Here is a 22060-nt window from a genome sequence, read left to right as displayed (position 1 = left end):
CGTAAACATTTAAAACTGCTGTAAAATTATGGATTTTCTTGCCATGGGACGCCATTTGCGGCGATCCCCTGTCAAATGCACCACCTTTAACCATTGGTCATTTGTTATGAAACTAACGAGCTTGCTGTGTGCTATCTTATTTACCGGGGTCTCTATCCTGTTTGCTTCTCCGGGGAAAACCCAGGAACTGGATTCAACTTTTCTGACGCTTGGGTTGGAAAATGAACCATTGAAAACCGCCTTTAAGAAGATTGAACAGCAAACGCCTTTTCGGTTTGCCTTCATCGAAAACCAGGTCGCATCGGCTTCGCCGCTGAGTATTCCGCGGCAGAAAAGAACACTCCGGCAAACGCTGAACATTCTTTTTGCTAACTCGAAGTTTGAGTATACCGTTAATAAGAACAGTATCATCGTGATTGAAAAACGGGGTATTGCCCAGTTGCCTTCAGCGCTGATCGATACAACAAAAAATATCACGGGAAAGATCACCGGTACAGACGGACAACCATTATCCGGCATCTCTGTCACGATCAAAGGAACGCAGCGTGGAGCGGTTACCAATGACGCGGGTCAATACCGGCTGCCCGATGTGGAAGAGAATTCCGTTTTGCTGATCACCGGTACAGGGTTCAAACCACTGGAAGTTATGATTGGCAGCCGCTCCGAACTGGACGCACAGATGGAAGCAGAGATCAGGCAGATGGATGATGTAGTGGTGGTGGGTTATGGTAAACAACGAAAAGCGAATCTGACCGGCGCTGTATCTACGGTCAAAGGAACTGAACTGACCACTGCACCGCTTGCCAGCACAGCGAATACACTTGCCGGAAGACTTCCTGGCTTGATCTCTCTTCAATCAAGCGGACAACCGGGCGCTGATGCAGCTGCATTAAGCATCCGGGGATTTGGCAATGCACTCATCATCGTTGATGGAGTAGAAACTGAATTCAATAATATCGATCCAAACCAGATAGAGACGATCACCATTCTGAAAGATGGTTCCGCTGCGATATATGGATCAAGAGCTGGAAATGGTGTAATACTGGTTACCACCAAACGTGGTGGATCGGGCAAACCCACTATTTCATTGAATAGTTCTTATACTGCGCAGGCGATCACTGCTTTTCCAAAAATGTCAAGCTCAGGACAGATCACCGAGATGTCAAGAGAAGCATGGCTGAATTCAGGCAGGCCAGATGCCGGTGCGCCTTATACAGCGGAACAGGTTCAGCGGTTCTATGATGGCACCGATCCGCAATACCCTAATACCGACTGGTATGACCTGCTGATCAGAAAATTTGCACCACAACAACAACATAACCTCTCTGTACGCGGCGGAAGCGATAAGATCAAATATTACGGCTTCCTCGGCTTCGTTGACCAGGGAGCTATCTGGAAAAGCGGAAACGGTGGAAATTACAAACGTTACAATCTTCAATCAAATATCGATGCAAAGATCAGTGATGATCTTACACTGCAGCTCGATCTTGCTGCAACGAACGAATACCGCCGATTCCCCTGGCGCTCACAGGAGCGCGCATTATGGACAGATTTCTGGCAAACCTTCCCGATGTATCCAGCCACACTCCCCGACCCTACAATGTATTCGTTTGCACAAGGCGGCGGCACAGGCGGTGCACACCTCATGACCAATAGCGATATTGCCGGTTATGACAACACCGATAACCAGAACCTGAGAGGCACGATCGCATTGACCTATGCTATCAAACCGGTCAGGGGCCTTTCTGCAAAAGCATTTGTCAACTATCTTCAGTATAGCTCTTATGGAAAGACATTTGTAAAACCACTTACCTTCTATACGTATGACTATGCCAGCGAAACATATACAAAAGCGGGCTCTTTATACGAAAAAGCGTTCCTTACGCAAAGTGCAGGTCGCAGCCGCATTCTGACCAGCCAGTTCTCGTTGAATTATGACCGTGTATTGGCAACAGATCACCATGTATCAGCTCTTGCACTGATGGAGATCATCGACTATGCCAATGATGGCTTCTCCGGGGGAAGAAGGGATTTTCTCACCACTGCCATTGACCAGTTATTCATGGGAACACTGGAAAGCGCAACGATCAATGGCTACGCTGCCGAAATGGGAAGGAAAAGTTTTGTAGGAAGATTGAATTACGCTTACAAAGGAAAATACCTGCTTGAATCAACGGTGAGGGCTGATGCTTCTGCAAAATTCCCTTCCGATAAACGCTGGGGATATTTTCCGAGTGTTTCACTCGGCTGGAGAGTAACAGAAGAAAGCTTCATGGATGGTATCAGCAATACATTGGATAACCTGAAACTTCGCGCCAGCTTTGGTCAGTCAGGAAACGATGGCGTGGGTAATTTCCAGTACCTCACAGGATATGTATCGGGTAGTCCCGTGATGCTCGGCGGAAGTCAGCAAACCGGTATGACCTCAACGGGTTTGGCCAATCCCAATCTTACCTGGGAACGCATCAAGATATATAATGCGGGTGTTGATTTCTCTTTGTTCAACCGGAAACTGTATGGTGTGTTCGAAGCATTCTATCGGGAGCGTGCGGGTATACCGACAAACAGATTGACAAGTCTGCCATCCACCTTCGGTGCAAATCTTCCACCTGAAAACCTGAACAGCTTAAGCGACCGCGGTTTCGAATTACAATTGGGGACATCAGGAAGTTCTGCCGACTTCATGTGGGATATAAGCGGCAACATATCATTCTCAAGAGCGAAGTGGGGGCATTTTGAAGAGCCAGATTATACAGACCCGGAACAGGCCCGAGTATACAAAAGGTCAGGCACCTGGACGGACAGGGATTTCGGTTATCTGTCCGATGGCCTTTTCACCAGTGAAGATGAGATCTCCGGTTTGAAATTTGACCAGGACGGTCGAGGCAACGTATCACTGAAACCCGGCGATATCCGCTACAAAGATGTAAACGGAGATGGTCTGCTCGATTGGAAAGACCAGGTGGAGATAGGCAAGGGAACAGTTCCCCGCTGGATGTTTGGTATCAACACCAATCTTAAATTCAAAAACTTCGATCTTGCTGCACTGTTCCAGGGAGCATTCGGATACTATAACAATATCAATCTGCTGCAGGCAAATGGCCTCGCACCAAGAGTGTACTATGAATTGCGTTGGACGGAACAAAACAACACAGCAGATGCCTTCATCCCCAGACTGGGAAGCACCGCCGCCACCAACTCACTTCATTCCGATCATTATTACAAGAAAGCAGGTTACCTGCGTTTGAAAACATTGTCGATTGGTTATAACCTTCCGGCTCATATTCTGCGCAGCATCAAGTTCAACCAGGTAAGAGTGTATGCGGCAGGAACAAATCTTTACACCTTCAACCCGCTGCGTAAATATGAAACAGATCCTGAAGCGCCATCGAACAGCAGCGGCTACTACTATCCGCAACAAATGACGGTGACCCTGGGCGTGAACATTTCATTTTAAGAACCACAAACTAATTACAGTGAAAAAGATCAATAAATTATTACTGATAAGTGCGTTTGCATTCAGCTCCTGTACGAAAAGCGTGCTGGATAAAACGCCACTGGATATCGTTTCAGATGCGGTGCTTTGGAATGATCCTACATTAGCTGACGCATTCCTCACACAGATCTATGCCGAAATGACGATCTGGGATCTTGAATTCAATCCTCTCGCCGCAGATGATTATAAATCTGGATTCTTCGATATCACTACCGTTACCGATGAATGCAAAGACGGTGGATGGTGGTGGGGAAGCCGCGCTTTCCGCAAATATGGCAACCTCAGGATTGACGGCGGTCTGCTTGATTACTGGGGATATAACACGATCCGGAAAGCAAATGAATTCATTGACCGGATCCCTTCCACCACACTCGGCGATGACCTGAAAAAGAAACGCCTGGCCGAAGCAAGATATCTCCGCGCCTTCTCTTATTTCGCCATGGTAAAACGATATGGAGGCGTACCATTGATCACAAAAGCGCAATCCATTACCGATCCTCCTGAAACGCTTAATCCTGCCAGGGATAAAGAACAGACAATCTACGATTTTGTGATCTCGGAAATGAATGCCATCGCAGGAGATCTTCCAGAAATTTCATCCGGCACCGATCGTGGCCGCGCTTCAAAATATGCAGCGATCGCACTGAAATGCCGCGCTGCGCTCTATGCAGGGAGTATCGCACAGTTTGCCTCCGTGCAAATGGACGGCGTTCTCGGCATCGATCCAACTAAAACAGAACAATACTACACTGAGGCTTATAATGCCGCCAAAGAGATCATCGACAGTAAGAAGTTCTCACTTTATAATAAACTCCCTTCAGACAAGATCAATAACTACAGAAACCTGTTCACCGACAAATGGAACGAAGAAGTGATCCTTGCCCGCGATCATAATAATGTTCCCATGGAGAACGGCGGAACCGGTATCGCCTATGATTTCCTTGGCACACCAAAGCCGAATGGATGGGGTGCAGGACAAATACTTGTCCCCTATCTTGAAATGATCGAAGAATATGAACACATTGATGGCAGTTCCGGCAAGCTTGATGATGCAACTATCTCGAGCCGCCTTTGGACAACTGAAGAACTCTGGGCGAATAAAGATCCACGCTTCTTCGCTACCATCGCTACAGAAAATACGCAATGGCGTGGAAGGACACTTACTTTCTATAACGGCATCATCAAGTCAAACGGCGATGTTGAATTAAGCAACAGCTATAACGGTATTCTTCCACAGGGAAATCAGTTCCAGAATAACTGCGGATTCAGTGTATTGAAATATCTCGATCCGAACAACGATATCAGCACTTACAGCAATTCAACCACAAGTATCCAGGTTTTCAGATTAGGCGAGATACTGTTGAACTATGCAGAAGCTGCTTTTGAGACCGGCAGAACTGCTGATGCACTGGAGGCAGTGAATGCTATCCGTGAACGGGCAGGTATAGCGAAACTAACGTCTATAGACAGGAATAAGATCAGGCATGAAAGAAAAGTAGAGCTTGCTTATGAAGGTCACCGCTACTGGGATGCACGAAGATGGCGAATTGCAGAGAATACTTTTTCGGGAACAATGCGTGGGCTGAGGTATGTACTGGATTATAATACGAGAAAATATATTCTACTGATCGAAAACAATATCGATGGTATTCCATTGGCGTTCTACCCGAGGAACTATTATCTCCCGCTGACGATTCCAAGAACAGCAAGTAATCCGAATTTGAAAGAGAATCCGGGATATAATTAACTGATTAAACGACCGGCGTAGTTTCCCGCAGATTTCGCAGATTATACAGTTCTCAAACTTGCAGAGGCATTGTTTTTCGAACATTTGATAATTCGAAAACCCTCGCAGATTACGCAGACGATCGGCGTAATCTGCCAATGACCTCCCTATGTCTGTAAAGTTCATTTAGCAAACGGCTGTCAGGCCGAATGAATATTCCATCTGCGTAATCTGCGGGAGATTACGCCACTCAATAATAAAACAGCAACTATGAAGATCAATAGCTTTAAACTTTTCACCCTAACGATTAGCCTCAACATACTCGGACAAGCTTTCGCTCAGGAGAATACAGGTAACATCGATTCCCTGTCTCGCCATGAATTTGACTATCGTATGCAAATGACCCTGAACCGGCTTACGACCAGCAAAATGATCCCACAATACACAGAGCAATTCATTCTCGCAGACGTCAATCTTGATCCCGCCAATCCGAGAAGATTCTATAATTTCTCCGGTGATCTTTCGGGCCGTTATATAGAAGTGCTCTCAATGGCGCCCAAAAAATCAAACCGTATTCAATTACCACAACTCGTCAGCAAACTCATCAGTTTTCAACAGGCCGACGGCAGATTCGGAAGTAAAGACCTCATCTTCACAGAAGATAAGATCAGCGGCGAACACATGGCACTTCTCTGGGGAAATGGTCGTCTGCTGGTGGGACTGATGCAGTATTATAAAGAATACCATGACCCCAATGCCTTACAGGCTGCCAAACGCCTTGGAGATTTCTTTATCAGTTCCTATGAAGTATGCTCCACCCCTGCCGTCTCCAAAAGACTCGAAGGGATGATGGCCATGGGCATTATTTGTTTTACACAGTACATCGAAGGACTGATCATGCTTACCGAATTCTCCGGTGATGCAAAATACGCAAACATTGCAGCGAAAACATATCCTGTACTTCCACCCCGCGGCAAACAACACACGCATGGCTACCTGAGTACGCTGCGCGGTGTGCTGATGCTTTACAATTATGATCACAAACCGGAACACCTTGATTTTGTCCGCAAACAATATGACGACCTGGTTAGTTCGGATGATTACACTTCATTCGGCAGCGTGAGAGAATATTTCGGACACATGGATGTGGATCGTGATGAAGGATGTTCCACCGCCGATTTCCTGCGGTTGAGTTTTGATCTTTATAAAGTAACCGGGAACAAAACCTATCTCGATAAAGGTGAATTCTCCTTACTGAATGCTCTTTACTTCAATCAGTATTACACCGGTGATTTCGGTCACCACGTGTTGAACGCAGAAGGGTCAAGCCCTGACTTCCTTCATGCATCCTGGTGGTGCTGCACGATGCATGGACTTCGTGCGATGTATGAAGTCAGGAATGAATACATGACAGAACATACAGCAGAAGGGATCAGGCTGAATCTTTATATCGAAACAACGTATACAGATAAAAAGATCGGCTATACCATCACAAAAGACAAACCTTCTGATGGATTGCAGTTCTTCCACATCAGGTTGAACTCCATTGATGCCAAAGCCGGACCGGTTGCTCTTCGGGTTCCTTCATGGGCAGAAAAAATGGAAGTGATGATAAACGGCAAAAAGATTTCTACACCGGCTAAAGATGATTACCTACAGCTTGGCAATCATTCCGCCGGCACTGTGATTCGCGTAGGTTTTAAATACCGCGTATCGATACATACAGGCAATGCCAAATCAATTACGCCTTCGCAACTCAGTTCTTCCCCGGTAGCAGGAAGCCTGCATTATGGCCCTTACCTCATGGGGGCGGATGATAAAACTGATCCCATCTTTGTTGCCGAGCCGAATGATAACACCGTCTATCTGAAAGCGATTACTCCGGTTTTAGCGTCTCCGGCAATCACGGGCATTCGTTTTCCTGTTCGCTACAGTCATTCGGGTTTTCCCTCGGATCTGCAAAGCGTTCTCCGTCCGGTTGGTGCACTCACCTTCAACAAGCATGCATACCTAATGACAAGGCTGCAGTTTGCATCTGAGCCAGGAACCAACAAAGGCGCGAATACCCAATCGATGCTGAATCCATTCGATCCGAATGCTAAAAAGCCATCCAATTAATCACCAAATAAACCTGCCATGCGAAAAAAATACCCCTTAATGCTTGTGCTTGCCTGTTGTTTTAGCAACATGATCGCAACGGCACAAAACGTGCTGAATGTCTGGACGCCCCCATCAGGCACGACGGCCAATACTAAATTTACCGTCCAGGTGAGGAAACAGGGAGATATTTCCTGGACTGATCTGTTTGAGTACAATGTAAAAGTTGGCCATCAGAATGGATCGGTCAATAATTCATCCATGGTTAATTTTGATTTCTCCGGTTCCGCGGAGATAAAGGTTACGTACAATGGGGGCTCCATCTCTTCCTATGATATCAGGCCATGGTCATACGCCATAAATGCCACACAAAGCGGCAGCACACTCACCTTTCCTGTGGCACAGGACCCGAATGCGCCAAGGAAGATCGTTGTCCGGATCAATAATGACTGGGAAACAGACGTGCTGCACATTAACACCAATCTTCCTGAAACAGATGCACCATCCGTAAGTGCATCCAACGTATACGCGATCAATCCTGGTGATCCGATACCCTATGAATTACCAGCCGGAAAGAATACGTATTACTTTAAGCCGGGCGCGCACACACTGCCTAGTGGCCTATGGCTTGAGCTTGATCTTGGCGCCAGCTACTCCATCGACAAGATCGGGTTGAACCAGGGAAATTACCAGACCAATACCGGCAAAGTAAAATACGTGGTGGAGACAAAACTGAATGCTGGTGATGCTTACATCACCGCATACGATGGAACAGGCAACACCAGTACGGGTACGATCACGCAGACCTTCTCCGCCGTTAATGCGCGATATGTGCGATTGAAATTACTGGGTAACAATGCGGCATCATCCTATGTATTCGCCTCTGTGATCAATGAGTTCATGGTGTATGCCGTAGGAGGCACTGTTAATCTTGCCCTGAACAAAGCCATCAGCGGGGCAATGCCGGGCTACGAATATGCGGTTGATGGCAGTAATATCTCTGCCTATATCTCACCTACCGCTTATGGCAACTGGCATGCCGGCGAAGCCTTCTATCTTGGTAAAAGCGGCACCACTGTTTATATTCCGGGTGGTGCAAGTGTGAAAGGTTCGATCATGAGTGATGCGGTGGACAGGATCACCGTTAAAGGAAGAGGATTACTGGATTGCAGTGGTTTGCGGCATACGCTCACCACTCCGCAAAGTGAAGGACGTACCGGTGCCATTTGGATGATCAGTGGTTCAGACAACAGAGTGGAAGGGATCACGATCCTTGATCCGCCGATGTGGTCGATCGTAATGAACTTCTCTTCACGACCTGTTGTAAAAGGTGTTCATTTGTTTGGGCGTGATGTGAATTCAGATGGTGTACACTTCAGTGGCTCAACCAATGGAATTGTCGACAATGTGTTTTTCAGAGCCTGCGATGACTTACTGGTAATGTATCACTATGCTGCCGGCAATAACAATACTTTTAAGAACAGCGTGTTCTTTGGAGACGATGCTCATATTGCGCTGATCGGTTTAAGCGGCAGCAGCGGCGGCCAACCCATCAGCAATCTCAGCTTTCAGAATATTGATATCGTAAACCAGCAGGGCGTGTATGATCTCGACAAATTCAATGGCTGTTTCAAGCTCTGGCCGAATGGCGGTAACCGGATCTCCGATGTGGTATTTGACAATATCCGGATCGATTCATTCAGAGCTGCCGGTAATTCATCCATCTTCCAGTTCAGAACAGATGAGCGCTTCCCCGGTGAAAATGCCGGATCGATCAGGAATATTACTGTTTCAAACCTTACCTATAACGGTAAGTACGAAAGACAATCGCTTTTAAAAGGCGTAGACGGATCACATGATGTCAATGGAGTGAATTTCGTGAACTATGTAAGAGAAGGCGCTGTTGTAACGGACGCAACAAATGGCAATATCGATGTTCAAAGCTATGTTTCCAACCTGAATATCACGCACGGCGCTTTACCTGCGCTGATCAATCTCGCTTTGAACAAGACCGCCACCTCTGACCAGGGAATGTATACAGGTCATGGTGCCGATAAAGCGGTAGATGGAACAATCACCGGATTTGCACAAGGCAGTTCGCGTACCACGCCGTGGAAACTTGCAATAGATCTCGATAGCAGTACAAAATTTAACCGCGTTGTATTCAAATCAGGTGCCAGCGAGTATGCATCGCAGTACACCATACAGGGATCCAACAATGGTTCTTCCTGGACAACATTCGTTACAGAAACAGCCAGCAGCGGCCTTACCAAAACTTACAAGAACTTTGGCAGTGTGACTTACCGGTATGTCAGACTGAATCCGACTGCAACGGTATTGAGTTCTGGCGATTGGGGGCATACCATTCTCGACTTCGAGATTTACAACGATTCTGCAACAGCGCCAAACACCGCAAACCTCGCCTTGAACAAACCTGTACTCTCCGACCAGGAAATGTATACCGGTTACAATGCGGATAAAACCAATGACGGCAATGACGGAACCTACGCGCAGGCAAGTTCCAGGACAACACCCTGGAAACTGACCATTGATCTCGGAGCAGTAAAGGCGTTCAACCGGATCGTGTTCAAGTCAGGGACGACCAACTACGCATCTGTTTATACAATCCAGGCATCAGACGATCGCTATACCTGGCACACATTGGTGACAGAAGCGGCGGGAGCCGGTGGTACCAAAACATATAATGCCTTTGGAAATACCGCTTATCGTTATCTGCGGTTGAATCCAACATCCTGCGTACTGGATGCTGGTGGAACCTGGGGATATGCTGTTCTTGAAATGGAGGTTTATAACGATTCCACCGGCAGCAGCTGGTCAAGACGCAATGATAACGCAACAGCCGCCTATTATTACAATTGTCCCGCTACTCCCGTTACCGGATATTATCTGCAGGATGCCCATTATTCAAACGTTGCCGGCAGCTATGCAGAGTTCAAATTCACTGGCACCGGAGTTCGATGGATCGGGAAGAAAAGCAGCGATCATGGAAAAGCAGATATCTATATCGATGGTGTATTCGATTCTACAGTTGACACGTATAACGCTGTGGATATGCTGCAGGCTATTTGCTATCAGAAAACCGGTCTCGCCAACGGAGAACATACGCTTCGGATGGTTGTAAGGAATGACAAACATGCATCTTCATCAGATTACTATTCTGACTGGGATGCTTTTGATATTTATGCAGGGAATGGCGTCATTCAAAAAAATGCGACGCAGCCCATACCGGAAAAAATTAAAACTGGAGAAGAACAACCATTTAAGATAAACATATATCCAAACCCCGTTACAGACAGGCTTACACTAAATATACCGTCCGGTCAAAACGAATGGACATACCAGTTGATCAGTATTCAAGGTGCAATGATCAAACAGGGACGTTTAAATGGCGGAAGTAATACGATCGACACCAGGGCACTGATCCCGGGAATGTATATCCTTTCTTTACGTTCATCTGATCACGGATATTATATCCAAAGGATATTAAAGGCAGACAAATAAATCAACAAGATCATCTATTATTACTTATGAGAACAAAGATCATTCTTACACTCTTCTTTTTATGCTGTTGCGCCTGTTCACAGGCGCAACAGGTAAAACATCGCAAGATCCAAAAGGTGCTGATATTGGGGAACAGCATCGTAGCGCATGATCCCAGCCCGGCGATAGGCTGGAATGCATCCTGGGGAATGGCAGCATCTGTTGCCGACAGTGATTTCGTCAGTATACTAACCAAACACATTCACCTTGAAAGAAAAAAAGCAGTTGTCAAACGGCAGAACATCTCTGTGTTCGAAAACTTCTATCCTACCTATGATCTTACTCAATTGAAGCCGTTCAGGGAGATGAAACCCGATCTGCTGATCATCAAGATTGCTGAAAATGTAAAAGACAGCTCTGCGGTGTCAAACGATTTTGCAGGATACTACAAAAAGCTGATCGATTACCTGGATCCAGAAAACAAGGCGATCAAAGTACTGGTAGATGGATTCTGGACAAATCATCATGTGAATGGCATCGTTAAAGATCTCGCCAAAGACAGAGGATATGATTTTGTATCAATAGCTGGGTTATCCGCCGACAAGACCAATATGGCAATAGGACAATTCGAACACGAAGGTGTTGCGTCTCATCCATCAGACAAAGGGATGCGGTTGATAGCCGAAGCAATCTGGAATACGATCGATAAATACTTTTAAACGATAGAAATGTTCGCGTCATCAAACAGGAAGTTAATCCGGATCGCTACGCTATGCATCGGAGTCCTTTTCTCCATTACGATCCGCGCTCAATTACCACCTGATATCAGTAAATACAAAGAGCTGATCAAGCAGTATGTGTATAAGGATTACAAAGGCATGCTGAAACCTGCGGGAGGTTCTCTCCCCTATCCGTTCATTACACCAGGCAGCGATGCCTATGCAAAGGATCTCTGGGATTGGGATTCCTGGCTCACCAATATTGCGTTGCGGCAGATCATCACAGATCAGGGGAATCCGGCGGATTCAAAAGAGCTGCTGGCCTACGAACAAGGCTGTGTGCTCAACTTTCTGAAATATGCGGGAAGTGATGGCTATATTCCTATTGTGATCTGGCAGGGTTCAAATCCGCGCGGGGAAATGCCACCGGATATTTATAAAGCTAATATGCATAAGCCGGTTCTGGCGCAACATGCCGCTTTTATTACGCGTCAGCAGAACGGTGATGCTGAATGGCTGCGAGAGAAATTCAACCTGCTGCAGTCGTTCATGAACAACTATGAAGCCTTTCATAAGCATAAACCCACCGGCTTATATTACTGGCAAAATGATCTCGCCATAGGCGTTGATAATGATCCGAGCACATACTATCGTCCACCCGGGAGCTCTGCCTCCATCCTTCTGAATTGCTTTATGTATAAAGAGTTAAAGGCGATGGTTTATCTTGCCGGCCGTTTACAACTCAGCGAGATCGGTAGGGAATACAATAAAATGGCCGATGACTTGAAGGCGGCTATCCAGGAACATTGCTGGGATGAACGCGATGGGTTCTTTTATTCTGTCGACATTAATCTTTTCCCCGTCACCAGCAAGCCGGAAGTAAATCTCGGTATAAAGTTTTCCCTGCATAGTGGCTTCCCACGTAATTACGATGCACTGATACAACGTATCGGTGTATGGTCAGGATTTCTTGCTATGTGGGCAGAGATCGCCACACCTGAACAAGCTCGCAGGATGGTTGCAGAGCATTTGAAAAATGAAAAAACATTTGCTGCACCTTATGGCATCCGTACATTATCAAAAATGGAAAAGATGTACAGTGTCCGCGCGTCAGGAAACCCATCTAACTGGCTGGGACCTGTTTGGGGAATCAGTAATTACTTAGTGTACAGGGGTTTGATAAATTATAAATTTGATCGCGATGCTATGGATCTTGCTTTAAAGACCATTCGGCTCTTTGGGCGTGACTTCGAAAAGAACGGCGCACTTCATGAGTACTATGAGCCCGAGCAAGGTACGCCCGTTTTAAATAGAGGGTTTCAAAACTGGAATTATCTAGTCATTAACATGATCGCATGGCTTGAGCGAAAGACCGTAATCATGGAATAAACAAGTATGATTGACTGATACAAAAGACGAAATTTGATACTACTCTTTTAAATCGAAGCTTCTTGATTCATTCCATGCGTCTTTTGAAATGATCAGAGAAAGCAAATGATATATGACTCATTACGACAACAGTTTGGCTCTAGTCGTATGTGAAAAATATACATGCGGATTAGTATACTTTACATCATTTCCTCGTAACATACATCCTGCAATATCTAGGTAAAACTTGAGTCATTTCATGAGCTCATACGTGCTCAATATTGAAAATTGCCTGAAAGTCAACTGTTCATATTCTTTAATTCGAATCTGTTGCAGATGAGAACAAATGCCTTTATGAAACCTTTGCTCCTTTTTTCGCGATCGAGGAAGTCTGTCATGATATGTTTAAGTCAAGACTGAATTCAGATTAGGTTTGACTCTCAGCCAACTCATTCAAGCTCCTCATGTTTGAATCAATATCTTGTATTGATATAGATCAATATGTTTCTTGCCTTACATCAATAATCCCTGCTTAATGAGTAAATAGGTTTGCTGCTTCAAAAACATATTCACTATGAGTACAAAACAAACAAATGAAGAGATCATTCGTCATCTCTACGAAGTAGCAGAGATCCAGGATTCCAAACAATTCGCGACATTGTTCGCTGACGATGGCTATTTCTGGGACGTATCCGCCGACAAAAAATATTACGGCAAAGACACGGGCATGGTGGTCGATATATATGCCAAAGCTTTTCCCGACATGCATCGTGAATTGCTGAGAGTATATCCTGCAGACGCCCAAAATATGGTGATGGTTGAGCTGACCCTGAATGGGACACACAATGGCCCGCTTCAGCTACCCACCGGAGTAATTGAAGCAACTGGCAGGAAGATCAATACTCCTTGCGCTGATTTCTTTTTAGTGGAGGATGGTAAAGTGAAATTCTTCCATTGTTATACAGCAGCAACCATTTTATTAAAACAGATCGGCGCTTTAGGATAAGGATACGAAATCCAGAAGTACAACGCATGTCTGTATTGGAGTATAGAAATCGCCGGACCTCCCAGGTCCGGCGATTTAATGTTTTAATAAAAGAGTACATTGAACGCAGTCGATTTTTAACGGACAGTTTTTATGCTGCAATGAGTCTGTAACAGATTCCAGGTATATTCTGATCTTACCTTCAACATCGCAAGGTGATTGTTGTGCACAGCACAAATCAGCAATCCAAGCTATTTTTCCGGACTGGAATAGCGTGATTGCTGATTTCTTGAGGCCTGGCCTGGATCTGCTTATTGCTCTTCTACAAAAACATAAAGTTTAGTCACTTTGCCCTCTTCCATTACAAAAAGATCCATTCCTTTTACCATTGCCGGCTGATCGGTTGGGCCAAACTGCCAGAATAAGCGGGCAATATTATGGTGCGTATCAACCGGACGGGAATGAGTGAATTTCGCTCCTGGATTTTTTTGTTGCAGATCTTTTACAAAAGAATCGACCTGTTGATAGCCCGTTGCAATGAAATGCCTGTCTACCATCTCGATATCCGGAGAATAGATCGCTTTCTCAATTTTGTTACGTTTCATTTCATCGTGTTCGTTCCAAAGAGCCAGATGTTGCTCCAATAGTGCTAAAATTTCGGTACCTGACATATTGTTGATTGATTGTTTTTTAGGTTGAACGTCTTTAGGAGACCATAGCAAAACTTGCGGATTTTTCTTTTCATATTCCTTGCCTTCAGGGTAAGACACGAATTCCATTTTAGAGCCCCATGGTGTTTCGAAATAAACCCAGCTCTCCCCTTTCGTATCGCCGACTGGGGTAAGGAATGGCTCTCCCAAAACCTTTACTGATTTCGATTTCAAATAATTTGTCGCTGCATTAATATCGTCCACATAAAAAGCTATATGAGTGGCTGCCGGATTGTCTCCGCCGGGCTGTATTGATTTGCCTGCTTTCGGTGTATACTCGAAAAGCTCAATATTCGCACCTGTTTCAGCCCTTACCATCTTAATGGTGACGGATTTGGTCGCTGCAGTTAGGCGATTGGATGTTTTCCATCTTTCGTCCAACGTGATTGGTCCAATCTGTGTAATCGCGGTGAAACCTAGTACTTCTGAAAAGAAAGACACCGCCTGTTTAAGATTAGGAACATTGATACCTACATGATCAATACCCCGGATGCCTGCTTTTTGCTGAGCCTTTAAAGGCGGTGCGGAAAGCAGCATAAATAGTAATGCGGATAGATTTATTATTGCAGGGTGCTTTGAGCCCCTAGGCTTATCAGTATTCATATAAGAAAGTTGATGAAAGTGAAAAAATTAGTTGGTGTATGCCGCCAGCCATTTTGTTTTAATAGCTGCACGTGATTCGATGAATTCCTTATCCGTTCCCTGGGCAATGGCATCGAGTGGGAATCGGAGTGGGCGGGTTCCTTTCTTCATTTCTACCAGCTCCAGTATACCGTCTGCAATAGTTTGAGGGTTCATCTCGAACTGCGCCATCTTACCAAATAAGGCTGCGCCCAGCGCATTGAACTGTTGTGTGGCCGTATCACCATACGCAGCCACAACTTCCTCCCGATTGGCATTGAGACCTGCTTTAGAGCCGTTTGTCATTTCAGTGGGGTAAACACCTGGCTGGATACTTACATTTTCGATCCCGAATTGAGCGAGTTCATCCTGACTTCCTTCAGTTATACTTTCAACCACCAGTTTTGATGCGATGTACGGTATCATGAACGGTAACGTATGTCCGCTTGCTCCTGTGGTGATATTAATAATCAATCCGCTCTTTTCTGCACGCATGGAGGGCAGTACTGCCTGGTAAGTCCGGAGAACTCCATAAAAATTCACCTCGAACATATCGCGGATCTGTGAGAGAGAATATCCTTCCAGCAAACCAAAGCCGCTAACAGCAGCGTTGTTTACCAGGACATCTATTTTTCCGTATTTAGAGAGAACCGCCGTAAATGCTTGGGTTACGGAGTTATCATCCGTGATATCTATATCCACCACTTCGATATTCGGAACGGCATTTAATTCCGCTGCTACCGCCGCATTTTTGGTAGTGGTATTGCGCATTCCTGCAATAACCGAATTGCCTGCATTAGCAAGTGTAATGGCGGTCAATTTTCCAAACCCTGTGCTGGTTCCTGTAATAAAAATTGTCTTTGACATGATTTTCTGTTTTAGTGTGTCTTTATTGACACCACAAAAATGAAAAACCTGCCGAACCTGCACGTTGAGGTAAAACAAGAAAAATCTTGACATAGGTCAAGAGCATACCCTTCAGTAAGGGTTAAAAACGCATTCAATGCTTTTTTGAAACGCTCTTTCTGACGCGGCTAAGTGTTTCCGGGGAGATACCAAGATAAGAGGCGATCATATTCTGTGGAATCCGCGTTGCAAATACACTGTACTTTTCAAGGAATGATCGGTATTTTTCTTCCGCTGAGTAACTTAGGGCGGCCTGTATCCGGTTTTGCGAAGCAATGAAACTGCGCTGCAAGATCTGGTTGACCATATTTCCGAAGGCTGGAATATCCATACATAATTTCTCAAAATTCTGATGGGCAAATAACACCAGTTCACTATCCTCAACGGCATCGATATTGAACTTGGAGGGATTTCCAGACAAAAGGCTTTCACGATCACCAATCCACCAGTTTTCGATACCCAGGCCGATTACATGCTCATCTCCTCTTTCATCGATTGCATAGGTCCGCAGACATCCTTTGCTGATAAATGCGTCATATTTCCAGACATCACCTTCCTGCAGCAGATACTGATGCTTTCTGACCTTTTTAATGATCGCACATTCCTGGATCTTCAACGATTCATCTGCGGTTAGCTTGATCTTTGTATCGAGATATTGCCGAAAAATTTCATACATGGATTAAAAATACTGAAAACTCGTTTTATGTGGCAACTCCATGTCACTGTCATTCCAATTTCGCCGCCCATCCCCCATTCCGCAAAAATTGCCAAAAGGTATAAAAAATCGATAGCCAAGGTAGTGCTGCGGTGGCTGGTGCAAAGAAACTTTGTCGTTATTCCCAAATCGGTAAGGAAAGATCGATTGAAAGAAAACCTCAGTGTTTTTGATTTTGAGTTAACGGATGACGAAATGGCATTGATTCAAACACTTGACACCCGGGAGAGTCAGTTTTTTAGCCATAGCGATCCTGCTATCATTAAGTGGTTTTCGACAATGATCAACTGAGTGCTACTGAATTGCCACCTTGCATTTTAAAAGGTGCAAAGGTCAATAGATCCGATTATGTATAAATTGAGTAGCTTTGATAAGCTCTTGACTAAAAGACGGTGTTTCTTGAGTCATTCCATGAATCTTTTGAAAATGATCTTAAAAAGCTACTAATGTATAACTCATTACGAGACCAGTTCGAATCTAGTTGTCCCGACTCTGCCCGCCGAAACGAAAGCGACGGCCGGTTTTTCATTTTGTAATACATCCTGATCTTCGGGCAGGCTACGTATACCTTCGCTAAAGCTTGGGCACAGGCCCGGATCAAGCGTAAAAGTTGTGGGTTGTTTGTTTAGATATTAAATGGTTTAAAAGTTTAAAGTTTTTGCTTTTGCTGTGGTCCCTTGCCTGATGTAATCAGGCTTGCCGGTATGCTGCAAACGAGTTATTATCACTTGCACGAGTTATGCGTAGTTTTCAACCTACGCATCGGTTTCGCAGAAACCGTCCCCTCTCTAACTATAGAAAGCGCCGTCGATACAGCTGGGAACAGGAAATGCGGTTTTCGGGAGATTGTTTCTTTGTATGAAGGAAATGCTGCCCTCCTGTCTTTATAGGCGGACGGTTTCTACCAAACCGGCGCGTAGTTGGAGACATACGCACTACGCTTGAGAGTTGTCGGGTTCGTTACAGGCAAGGACACAATTGACAAAATGAACCGCCGTGAATTTATACCCGAAACTAAAGCCGGGTTTGCTAAACAATTTTCAAAGCTGAAAATTTCTCTTTTTAACCTAAGAATTATATCTTTGTACTGCTTCGGTTGCGACTAGAAGCCAACGCAGAAGGGCGATTACCTCGACAGAGGCAATCGCCCTCCCTGTTTATACTACTTTTAATCGCTCATATATACTGTCGTCGAATACGATACTGCGATGGATCTTGAACAGTCCTCCTGCTTTTGTGATAAGCCACACTTCTTCTCTGGCTTGGCTTGCAGGATGATTATGATCTGGAGGAAGAGACAAATGCGAAGAAGAATTCGATTAGTTCGATTAAGGCATTGCATGAGAATGCTGCCTGAACAAGTTCTTACAATTCACTGCAGCATTTCATTTTTTTCATTTATTCATCAATTTACCCCACGCAAAGAACCCTTGACAATTGTTGGGTTCTTTATTGGTTGCGAAGAAAGTACGGGTAACCGGTAACCCTAATCGAAATAAAAAGTCAAGCACTCAAGCTCGACCACTTACCGATCAGGAACTCCCAAATCCAATAGTTAATATACTAAAAGGTATCGTCGGACACTGACAGGCCTGGATGAATACCGGTAAAATGTTTTTCAAGCAACGCCTTCCGTTCGGTAAGGGCTAAATGCTTTAAATCATAACCGTCAGATACATGAGATTAAATACGTAATAGATCAGATCACCGTCGGCTTCACTCCGCCAGTTCTGTAGCGAACCAAATTCGCTATACCCTGGTTATTCAATACGCAAATCTCCCCATCGATAACCGCATTGATCTTCCATTTCGTCAATCAGTATTAATGGAGGCTTGGCTATTTTTGAAATACTCATGTTACAGCAATTGCTCAAAATATCCACCGATCTCGTTTTTTTTATCGATAAACTGAAGTTCTAAAATCCAATGACGTTTATTACCATTAGCATCAGGCAGGAACATATCATTATGATTGTCCGGGTGGACATCCAATTCCAGGCTGCCGGGATCTGCCGGTTGCTCATGAGGAAACTTCCCGACAATATGCCCCGCAATTTCTCCTCCGAACTCCCATCCTGATCTTTCTGCTTCTTTAACTGCATATTGAAATAAATCGGATGCCTTCAATACAGTTTGTTGCTGATACCATTTTTGTATTTCATACCAGACCCTTTCAACATCGGCTTTTAGTTTTAGCTTCCGGGAATCGTTGCCTAATATATACGTTCTGCCAATATCAGCTTCATAATTTCCCACAATCGGACCTAAATCAATAAATACAATATCATCTCTCTCTATTATCCGGACGGGCGGATTGTCGGGATATTTTGCTAACGTATTTTTTCCGCTTCTTACGATTTTTTTATGCCAGTGTTGTTCTATTCCAAATTTTTGCAAAGCCAGGTCACAAACCTCCTCACTTAGTTGTTCTTCTGATTTTCCGGGAATAATTAACTTGTTCTCTTCAATAGCTTTGAAGAATTGAATTGAAATTTCCTGCGCATGCAGTAGTTCTTTTGTCATCTCGCCTCCTTTAGCACAAAATAAATGAGATAACAGGAGCAGAAAGTTAATCTACATTAACTTTGCCCAGTTTTTTCTTTAAAGTAGATAAAAATTGTGGTGTAACGCCTAAATAAGAAGCAATGTCTTTTTGAGAAAATCGTTTTTCGGCGTATGGTTTCTTCTTTACAAATAAAAGATATCGCTCTTCGGCAGATGCAGATAGAGCCTGGTTTATTTGTTCCCGTTGAGCAATGTATGCATTTTGGAACACTATCCTGAAAAACCGCTCAAATTTTGTGATCTTCCGGTATAATATTTCCAGGTTGTTTTTACTTATCTGTAAAACTTCTGTGTCTTCTATTGCTTTAATGGCTAGTCGGGATGGAGTTTGTGTAAAAAAGCTATGTAAATCATCAGCCCACCATTCTTCAATAGAAAAATCTATGATATGTTCTGATACATCATCACCCTGATAGTACGTTTTTAGACAACCTTTGACTACGAAAGTTTCATGCCAGCATACATCCCCTTCCCGAAGTAAAAAGTCCCCGGCTTTTAACGTTTTACCCTGCCAGAGTGAAGTGAAAAATTCTGCTTCATCCGGAGTTAAGGAGATATGCCTTGAAATGCTGGAAAGTATAAGGTCAAAATTCATAGCCGTGAATGTCTGGGTGAAGATAAGAAAATTGCAAACCTTCGATTCTAGCTCTTTTTAGTGCAGCTTATCGATACCACACCCTGGCCCGGCTCAGGGAGCCGCTAGCCCGAATCTGGTCGTTCCGACTCTGCCCGCCCGACGCAGTTCATCTAAGGTCAGTGATCAGCATGACTTTACTTACAGGTATGACGAAAACGGGTATTCTACAGAGATTACCCGGAACATGCCTTATTTCGGGGCTGGTAATTCGAAATAATGCGATTTACTGGTGATGCCTAAAGATTGTCCGATGAACGATGATCAACGGGCTATCTACCATTGCCCGTAATCTCATGCATAATCATTCAATATTTTACCCTTCAAAACTCAAACCCCATGACCATCCGCCTCCGCTGCCACCAAAAAATCCGCATCCAATCCTCTACCGACATCTTCCAATTCCTCCAGCCCATCCTCCGCCGCTGCTCCAAGCGCGATCGCGCACGTGAACACTTCTGGATCTTATGTCTCGGACCCGGGCAAACCGTCTGCTATCCCGGGTCATTGCCCGGGACAAGTTCTTGAACTCCTGGCATTAGGCACGCAGAACAAAGTACTGATCGATCCCCGGGAAGTATACAGCCTGGCGCTGCAACAAAACGCCTGTTCCATTGTCGCTATTCACAACCATCCCAGCGGACGGCTGAAACCATCGCCGGCAGACAAATCGATCACACAACAATTGATGAAAGGAAGTGAATTCGTAAACCTCGGAATGCTCCCCGGGTCAAGCCCGGGGCAGACTTTCAACTGATCATTTCAGAAGAAGGGTATTTCAGCTTTTTAGATGAGGGGCTGCTTGGCATATTGCAGACCAGCCAGTCGGATATCCTCCATACAAGCACTCTTATTTGAATCTGATGCGCATTAACTCGTCTGTTGTTTCACCGGGACATGTCTCCTGAAAATATCTTTTGTCACTCTCGGAAGATCAGGGACAGGTTTGAATAAAACCAAGCAAATAAAAAAGGTGCTCATGATTATGAACACCTTTTATTAAGTAAAATGTATTTATCGCCTCACAGGCTGAAGCCTCTGCAGATATTGCTTTACATCTTCGATATTTTCCGGGAATAATACTTTATCTCTTAAGACAGAAGCAACCAAAGTCAACAAATCCTTTTGCGGCACACTTACCATTTTACGATCTTGTTTCATTTGATTTTCCATAGCTCAAAGTTATGCTTTTCTTTTAATTACTGATACTGAAATATAGTCTTTCCCTTTTGCCTATTCTTCTTCATAATCGTTACCGAGAAAGTCGATATAGCCTACAAAAAACTGGTATTAAGTCTTTAAAGACTCTAAATGCTTGTCCATGTAATTTCTGTATATCCGGATGCGCTGATTAGCTTTTTTGCAATGACCAGGCACACATTTTTTGCTGCAAGTCGCCCTGCAATCATTTTCGAATCCAGCTCTGCTATCACTCCCTTTAACGATCAATTTGTCATTTGGATATCTCTCGAAAAAGAGCGGCACAGTACTTAGCACAGTATTGAAAACTTTAATTGCATCTCCATTTTCTGTTACCACACTATCAATTAGTCGGCCAGTACTTAAATCGAAATCACCGAATCCAAAGTTATAAATATCTTCACCACGCATATTAATAACAAAACCGTAGTTAACAACCTTAATAACATTGCTTTTACCTTCACTAAGGAAATAGAAATTCAATCCTCCGGCGGAATTGTCGGATGTAACCAAATATTTGTTGAGTGAATCAGTCATAATTAGCCAGGTTTAACGTCCGGTTGTCATCCACAAAAGAACGACAAGTCGAAACGATCACCTTAAAAGCATGGCGTTTTTTTCAACGAAAAATGATGTTTTTTAACCAGTAATAAACGGATTGATACACCAGATAAATCGATCACACAACAATTGATGAAAGGAAGTGAATTCGTAAACCTCGGAATGCTCCCCGGGTCAAGCCCGGGGCAGACTTTCACCTGATCATTTCAGAACAATACTTAGCGCCTGAAATGGTTGACTAAAGCCTCAGGTAGTT

At 44.5% G+C, this 22060-nt stretch carries 16 protein-coding genes; 9 read left to right on the top strand and 7 right to left on the bottom strand.

All coding sequences use genetic code 11. The features are described 5' to 3' along the window. Nucleotides 1-106 precede the first annotated feature (106 nt). The 7 genes from LZZ85_RS13160 to LZZ85_RS13130 all read left to right on the top strand — a co-directional run bounded on the left by LZZ85_RS13160 (nt 107) and on the right by LZZ85_RS13130 (nt 13913). Nucleotides 107-3457 carry a SusC/RagA family TonB-linked outer membrane protein gene (locus LZZ85_RS13160; RefSeq protein WP_237872416.1) on the top strand — a complete coding sequence of 1117 codons (3351 nt, stop codon included), beginning with the start codon at nt 107-109 and terminating at the stop codon, nt 3455-3457. 19 nt (nt 3458-3476) lie between these two features. Then, nucleotides 3477-5243: a RagB/SusD family nutrient uptake outer membrane protein gene (locus LZZ85_RS13155; protein ID WP_237872414.1), complete on the top strand. Its 1767-nt coding sequence runs from the start codon at nt 3477-3479 to the stop codon at nt 5241-5243. A 249-nt stretch (nt 5244-5492) separates the two neighbouring features. Beyond that, the gene (locus LZZ85_RS13150; RefSeq protein ID WP_237872412.1) at nt 5493-7340 is read left to right on the top strand and encodes a beta-L-arabinofuranosidase domain-containing protein; all 1848 of its coding nucleotides are present in this window, start codon (nt 5493-5495) and stop codon (nt 7338-7340) included. Nucleotides 7341-7358: 18 nt separating this feature from the next. Continuing rightward, nucleotides 7359-10841 carry a discoidin domain-containing protein gene (locus tag LZZ85_RS13145; RefSeq protein WP_237872410.1) on the top strand — a complete coding sequence of 1161 codons (3483 nt, stop codon included), beginning with the start codon at nt 7359-7361 and terminating at the stop codon, nt 10839-10841. A gap of 26 nt (nt 10842-10867) precedes the next feature. Beyond that, nucleotides 10868-11539, top strand: a complete 672-nt coding sequence (locus LZZ85_RS13140) for an SGNH/GDSL hydrolase family protein (RefSeq protein WP_237872408.1) — start codon at nt 10868-10870, stop codon at nt 11537-11539. A gap of 9 nt (nt 11540-11548) precedes the next feature. Beyond that, entirely contained in the window at nt 11549-12928 is a 1380-nt protein-coding gene (locus tag LZZ85_RS13135) for an MGH1-like glycoside hydrolase domain-containing protein (protein ID WP_237872406.1), read from the top strand. 553 nt (nt 12929-13481) lie between these two features. Then, nucleotides 13482-13913 carry a nuclear transport factor 2 family protein gene (locus LZZ85_RS13130; RefSeq protein ID WP_237872404.1) on the top strand — a complete coding sequence of 144 codons (432 nt, stop codon included), beginning with the start codon at nt 13482-13484 and terminating at the stop codon, nt 13911-13913. Nucleotides 13914-14203: 290 nt separating this feature from the next. On the opposite strand, the gene LZZ85_RS13125 is transcribed toward LZZ85_RS13130, so the two are convergent. The 3 genes from LZZ85_RS13125 to LZZ85_RS13115 form a co-directional block, all read right to left on the bottom strand. Next, nucleotides 14204-15205, bottom strand: coding sequence for a VOC family protein (locus LZZ85_RS13125; RefSeq protein WP_237872402.1), 1002 nt, complete (start codon nt 15203-15205; stop codon nt 14204-14206). Nucleotides 15206-15232: 27 nt separating this feature from the next. Continuing rightward, nucleotides 15233-16090, bottom strand: a complete 858-nt coding sequence (locus LZZ85_RS13120; protein ID WP_237872400.1) for an SDR family NAD(P)-dependent oxidoreductase — start codon at nt 16088-16090, stop codon at nt 15233-15235. Between the two features lie 133 nt (nt 16091-16223). Next, nucleotides 16224-16805: a Crp/Fnr family transcriptional regulator gene (locus LZZ85_RS13115; RefSeq protein WP_237872398.1), complete on the bottom strand. Its 582-nt coding sequence runs from the start codon at nt 16803-16805 to the stop codon at nt 16224-16226. A gap of 27 nt (nt 16806-16832) precedes the next feature. Between LZZ85_RS13115 and LZZ85_RS13110 the strand changes: the two genes are divergently transcribed. Further along, nucleotides 16833-17135: an aldo/keto reductase gene (locus LZZ85_RS13110; RefSeq protein ID WP_237872396.1), complete on the top strand. Its 303-nt coding sequence runs from the start codon at nt 16833-16835 to the stop codon at nt 17133-17135. Between the two features lie 1566 nt (nt 17136-18701). On the opposite strand, the gene LZZ85_RS13105 is transcribed toward LZZ85_RS13110, so the two are convergent. Next, nucleotides 18702-19367, bottom strand: a complete 666-nt coding sequence (locus LZZ85_RS13105) for a M24 family metallopeptidase (protein WP_237872394.1) — start codon at nt 19365-19367, stop codon at nt 18702-18704. A gap of 46 nt (nt 19368-19413) precedes the next feature. After that, the gene (locus tag LZZ85_RS13100; protein WP_237872392.1) at nt 19414-20004 is read right to left on the bottom strand and encodes a Crp/Fnr family transcriptional regulator; all 591 of its coding nucleotides are present in this window, start codon (nt 20002-20004) and stop codon (nt 19414-19416) included. Between the two features lie 487 nt (nt 20005-20491). Between LZZ85_RS13100 and LZZ85_RS13095 the strand changes: the two genes are divergently transcribed. Continuing rightward, nucleotides 20492-20800, top strand: coding sequence for a JAB domain-containing protein (locus tag LZZ85_RS13095; protein WP_237872389.1), 309 nt, complete (start codon nt 20492-20494; stop codon nt 20798-20800). Between the two features lie 257 nt (nt 20801-21057). Here LZZ85_RS13095 and LZZ85_RS13090 read toward each other — a convergent pair whose 3' ends face one another. Together LZZ85_RS13090 and LZZ85_RS13085 are read right to left on the bottom strand one after the other, a co-directional pair. Then, entirely contained in the window at nt 21058-21216 is a 159-nt protein-coding gene (locus tag LZZ85_RS13090; RefSeq protein ID WP_237872387.1) for a hypothetical protein, read from the bottom strand. Nucleotides 21217-21333: 117 nt separating this feature from the next. After that, on the bottom strand, nt 21334-21780 hold the full coding sequence (locus LZZ85_RS13085) for a DUF6934 family protein (protein ID WP_237872385.1): 447 nt from the start codon (nt 21778-21780) through the stop codon (nt 21334-21336). Between the last annotated feature and the right edge of the window lie 280 nt (nt 21781-22060).

The organism is Terrimonas ginsenosidimutans (genome assembly GCF_022012415.1).
Taxonomy (GTDB): Bacteria; Bacteroidota; Bacteroidia; order Chitinophagales; family Chitinophagaceae; genus Terrimonas_A; species Terrimonas_A ginsenosidimutans.
Note: the sequence above shows the minus strand (reverse complement) of the source record. Positions and strands in the feature narration are given on the sequence as shown.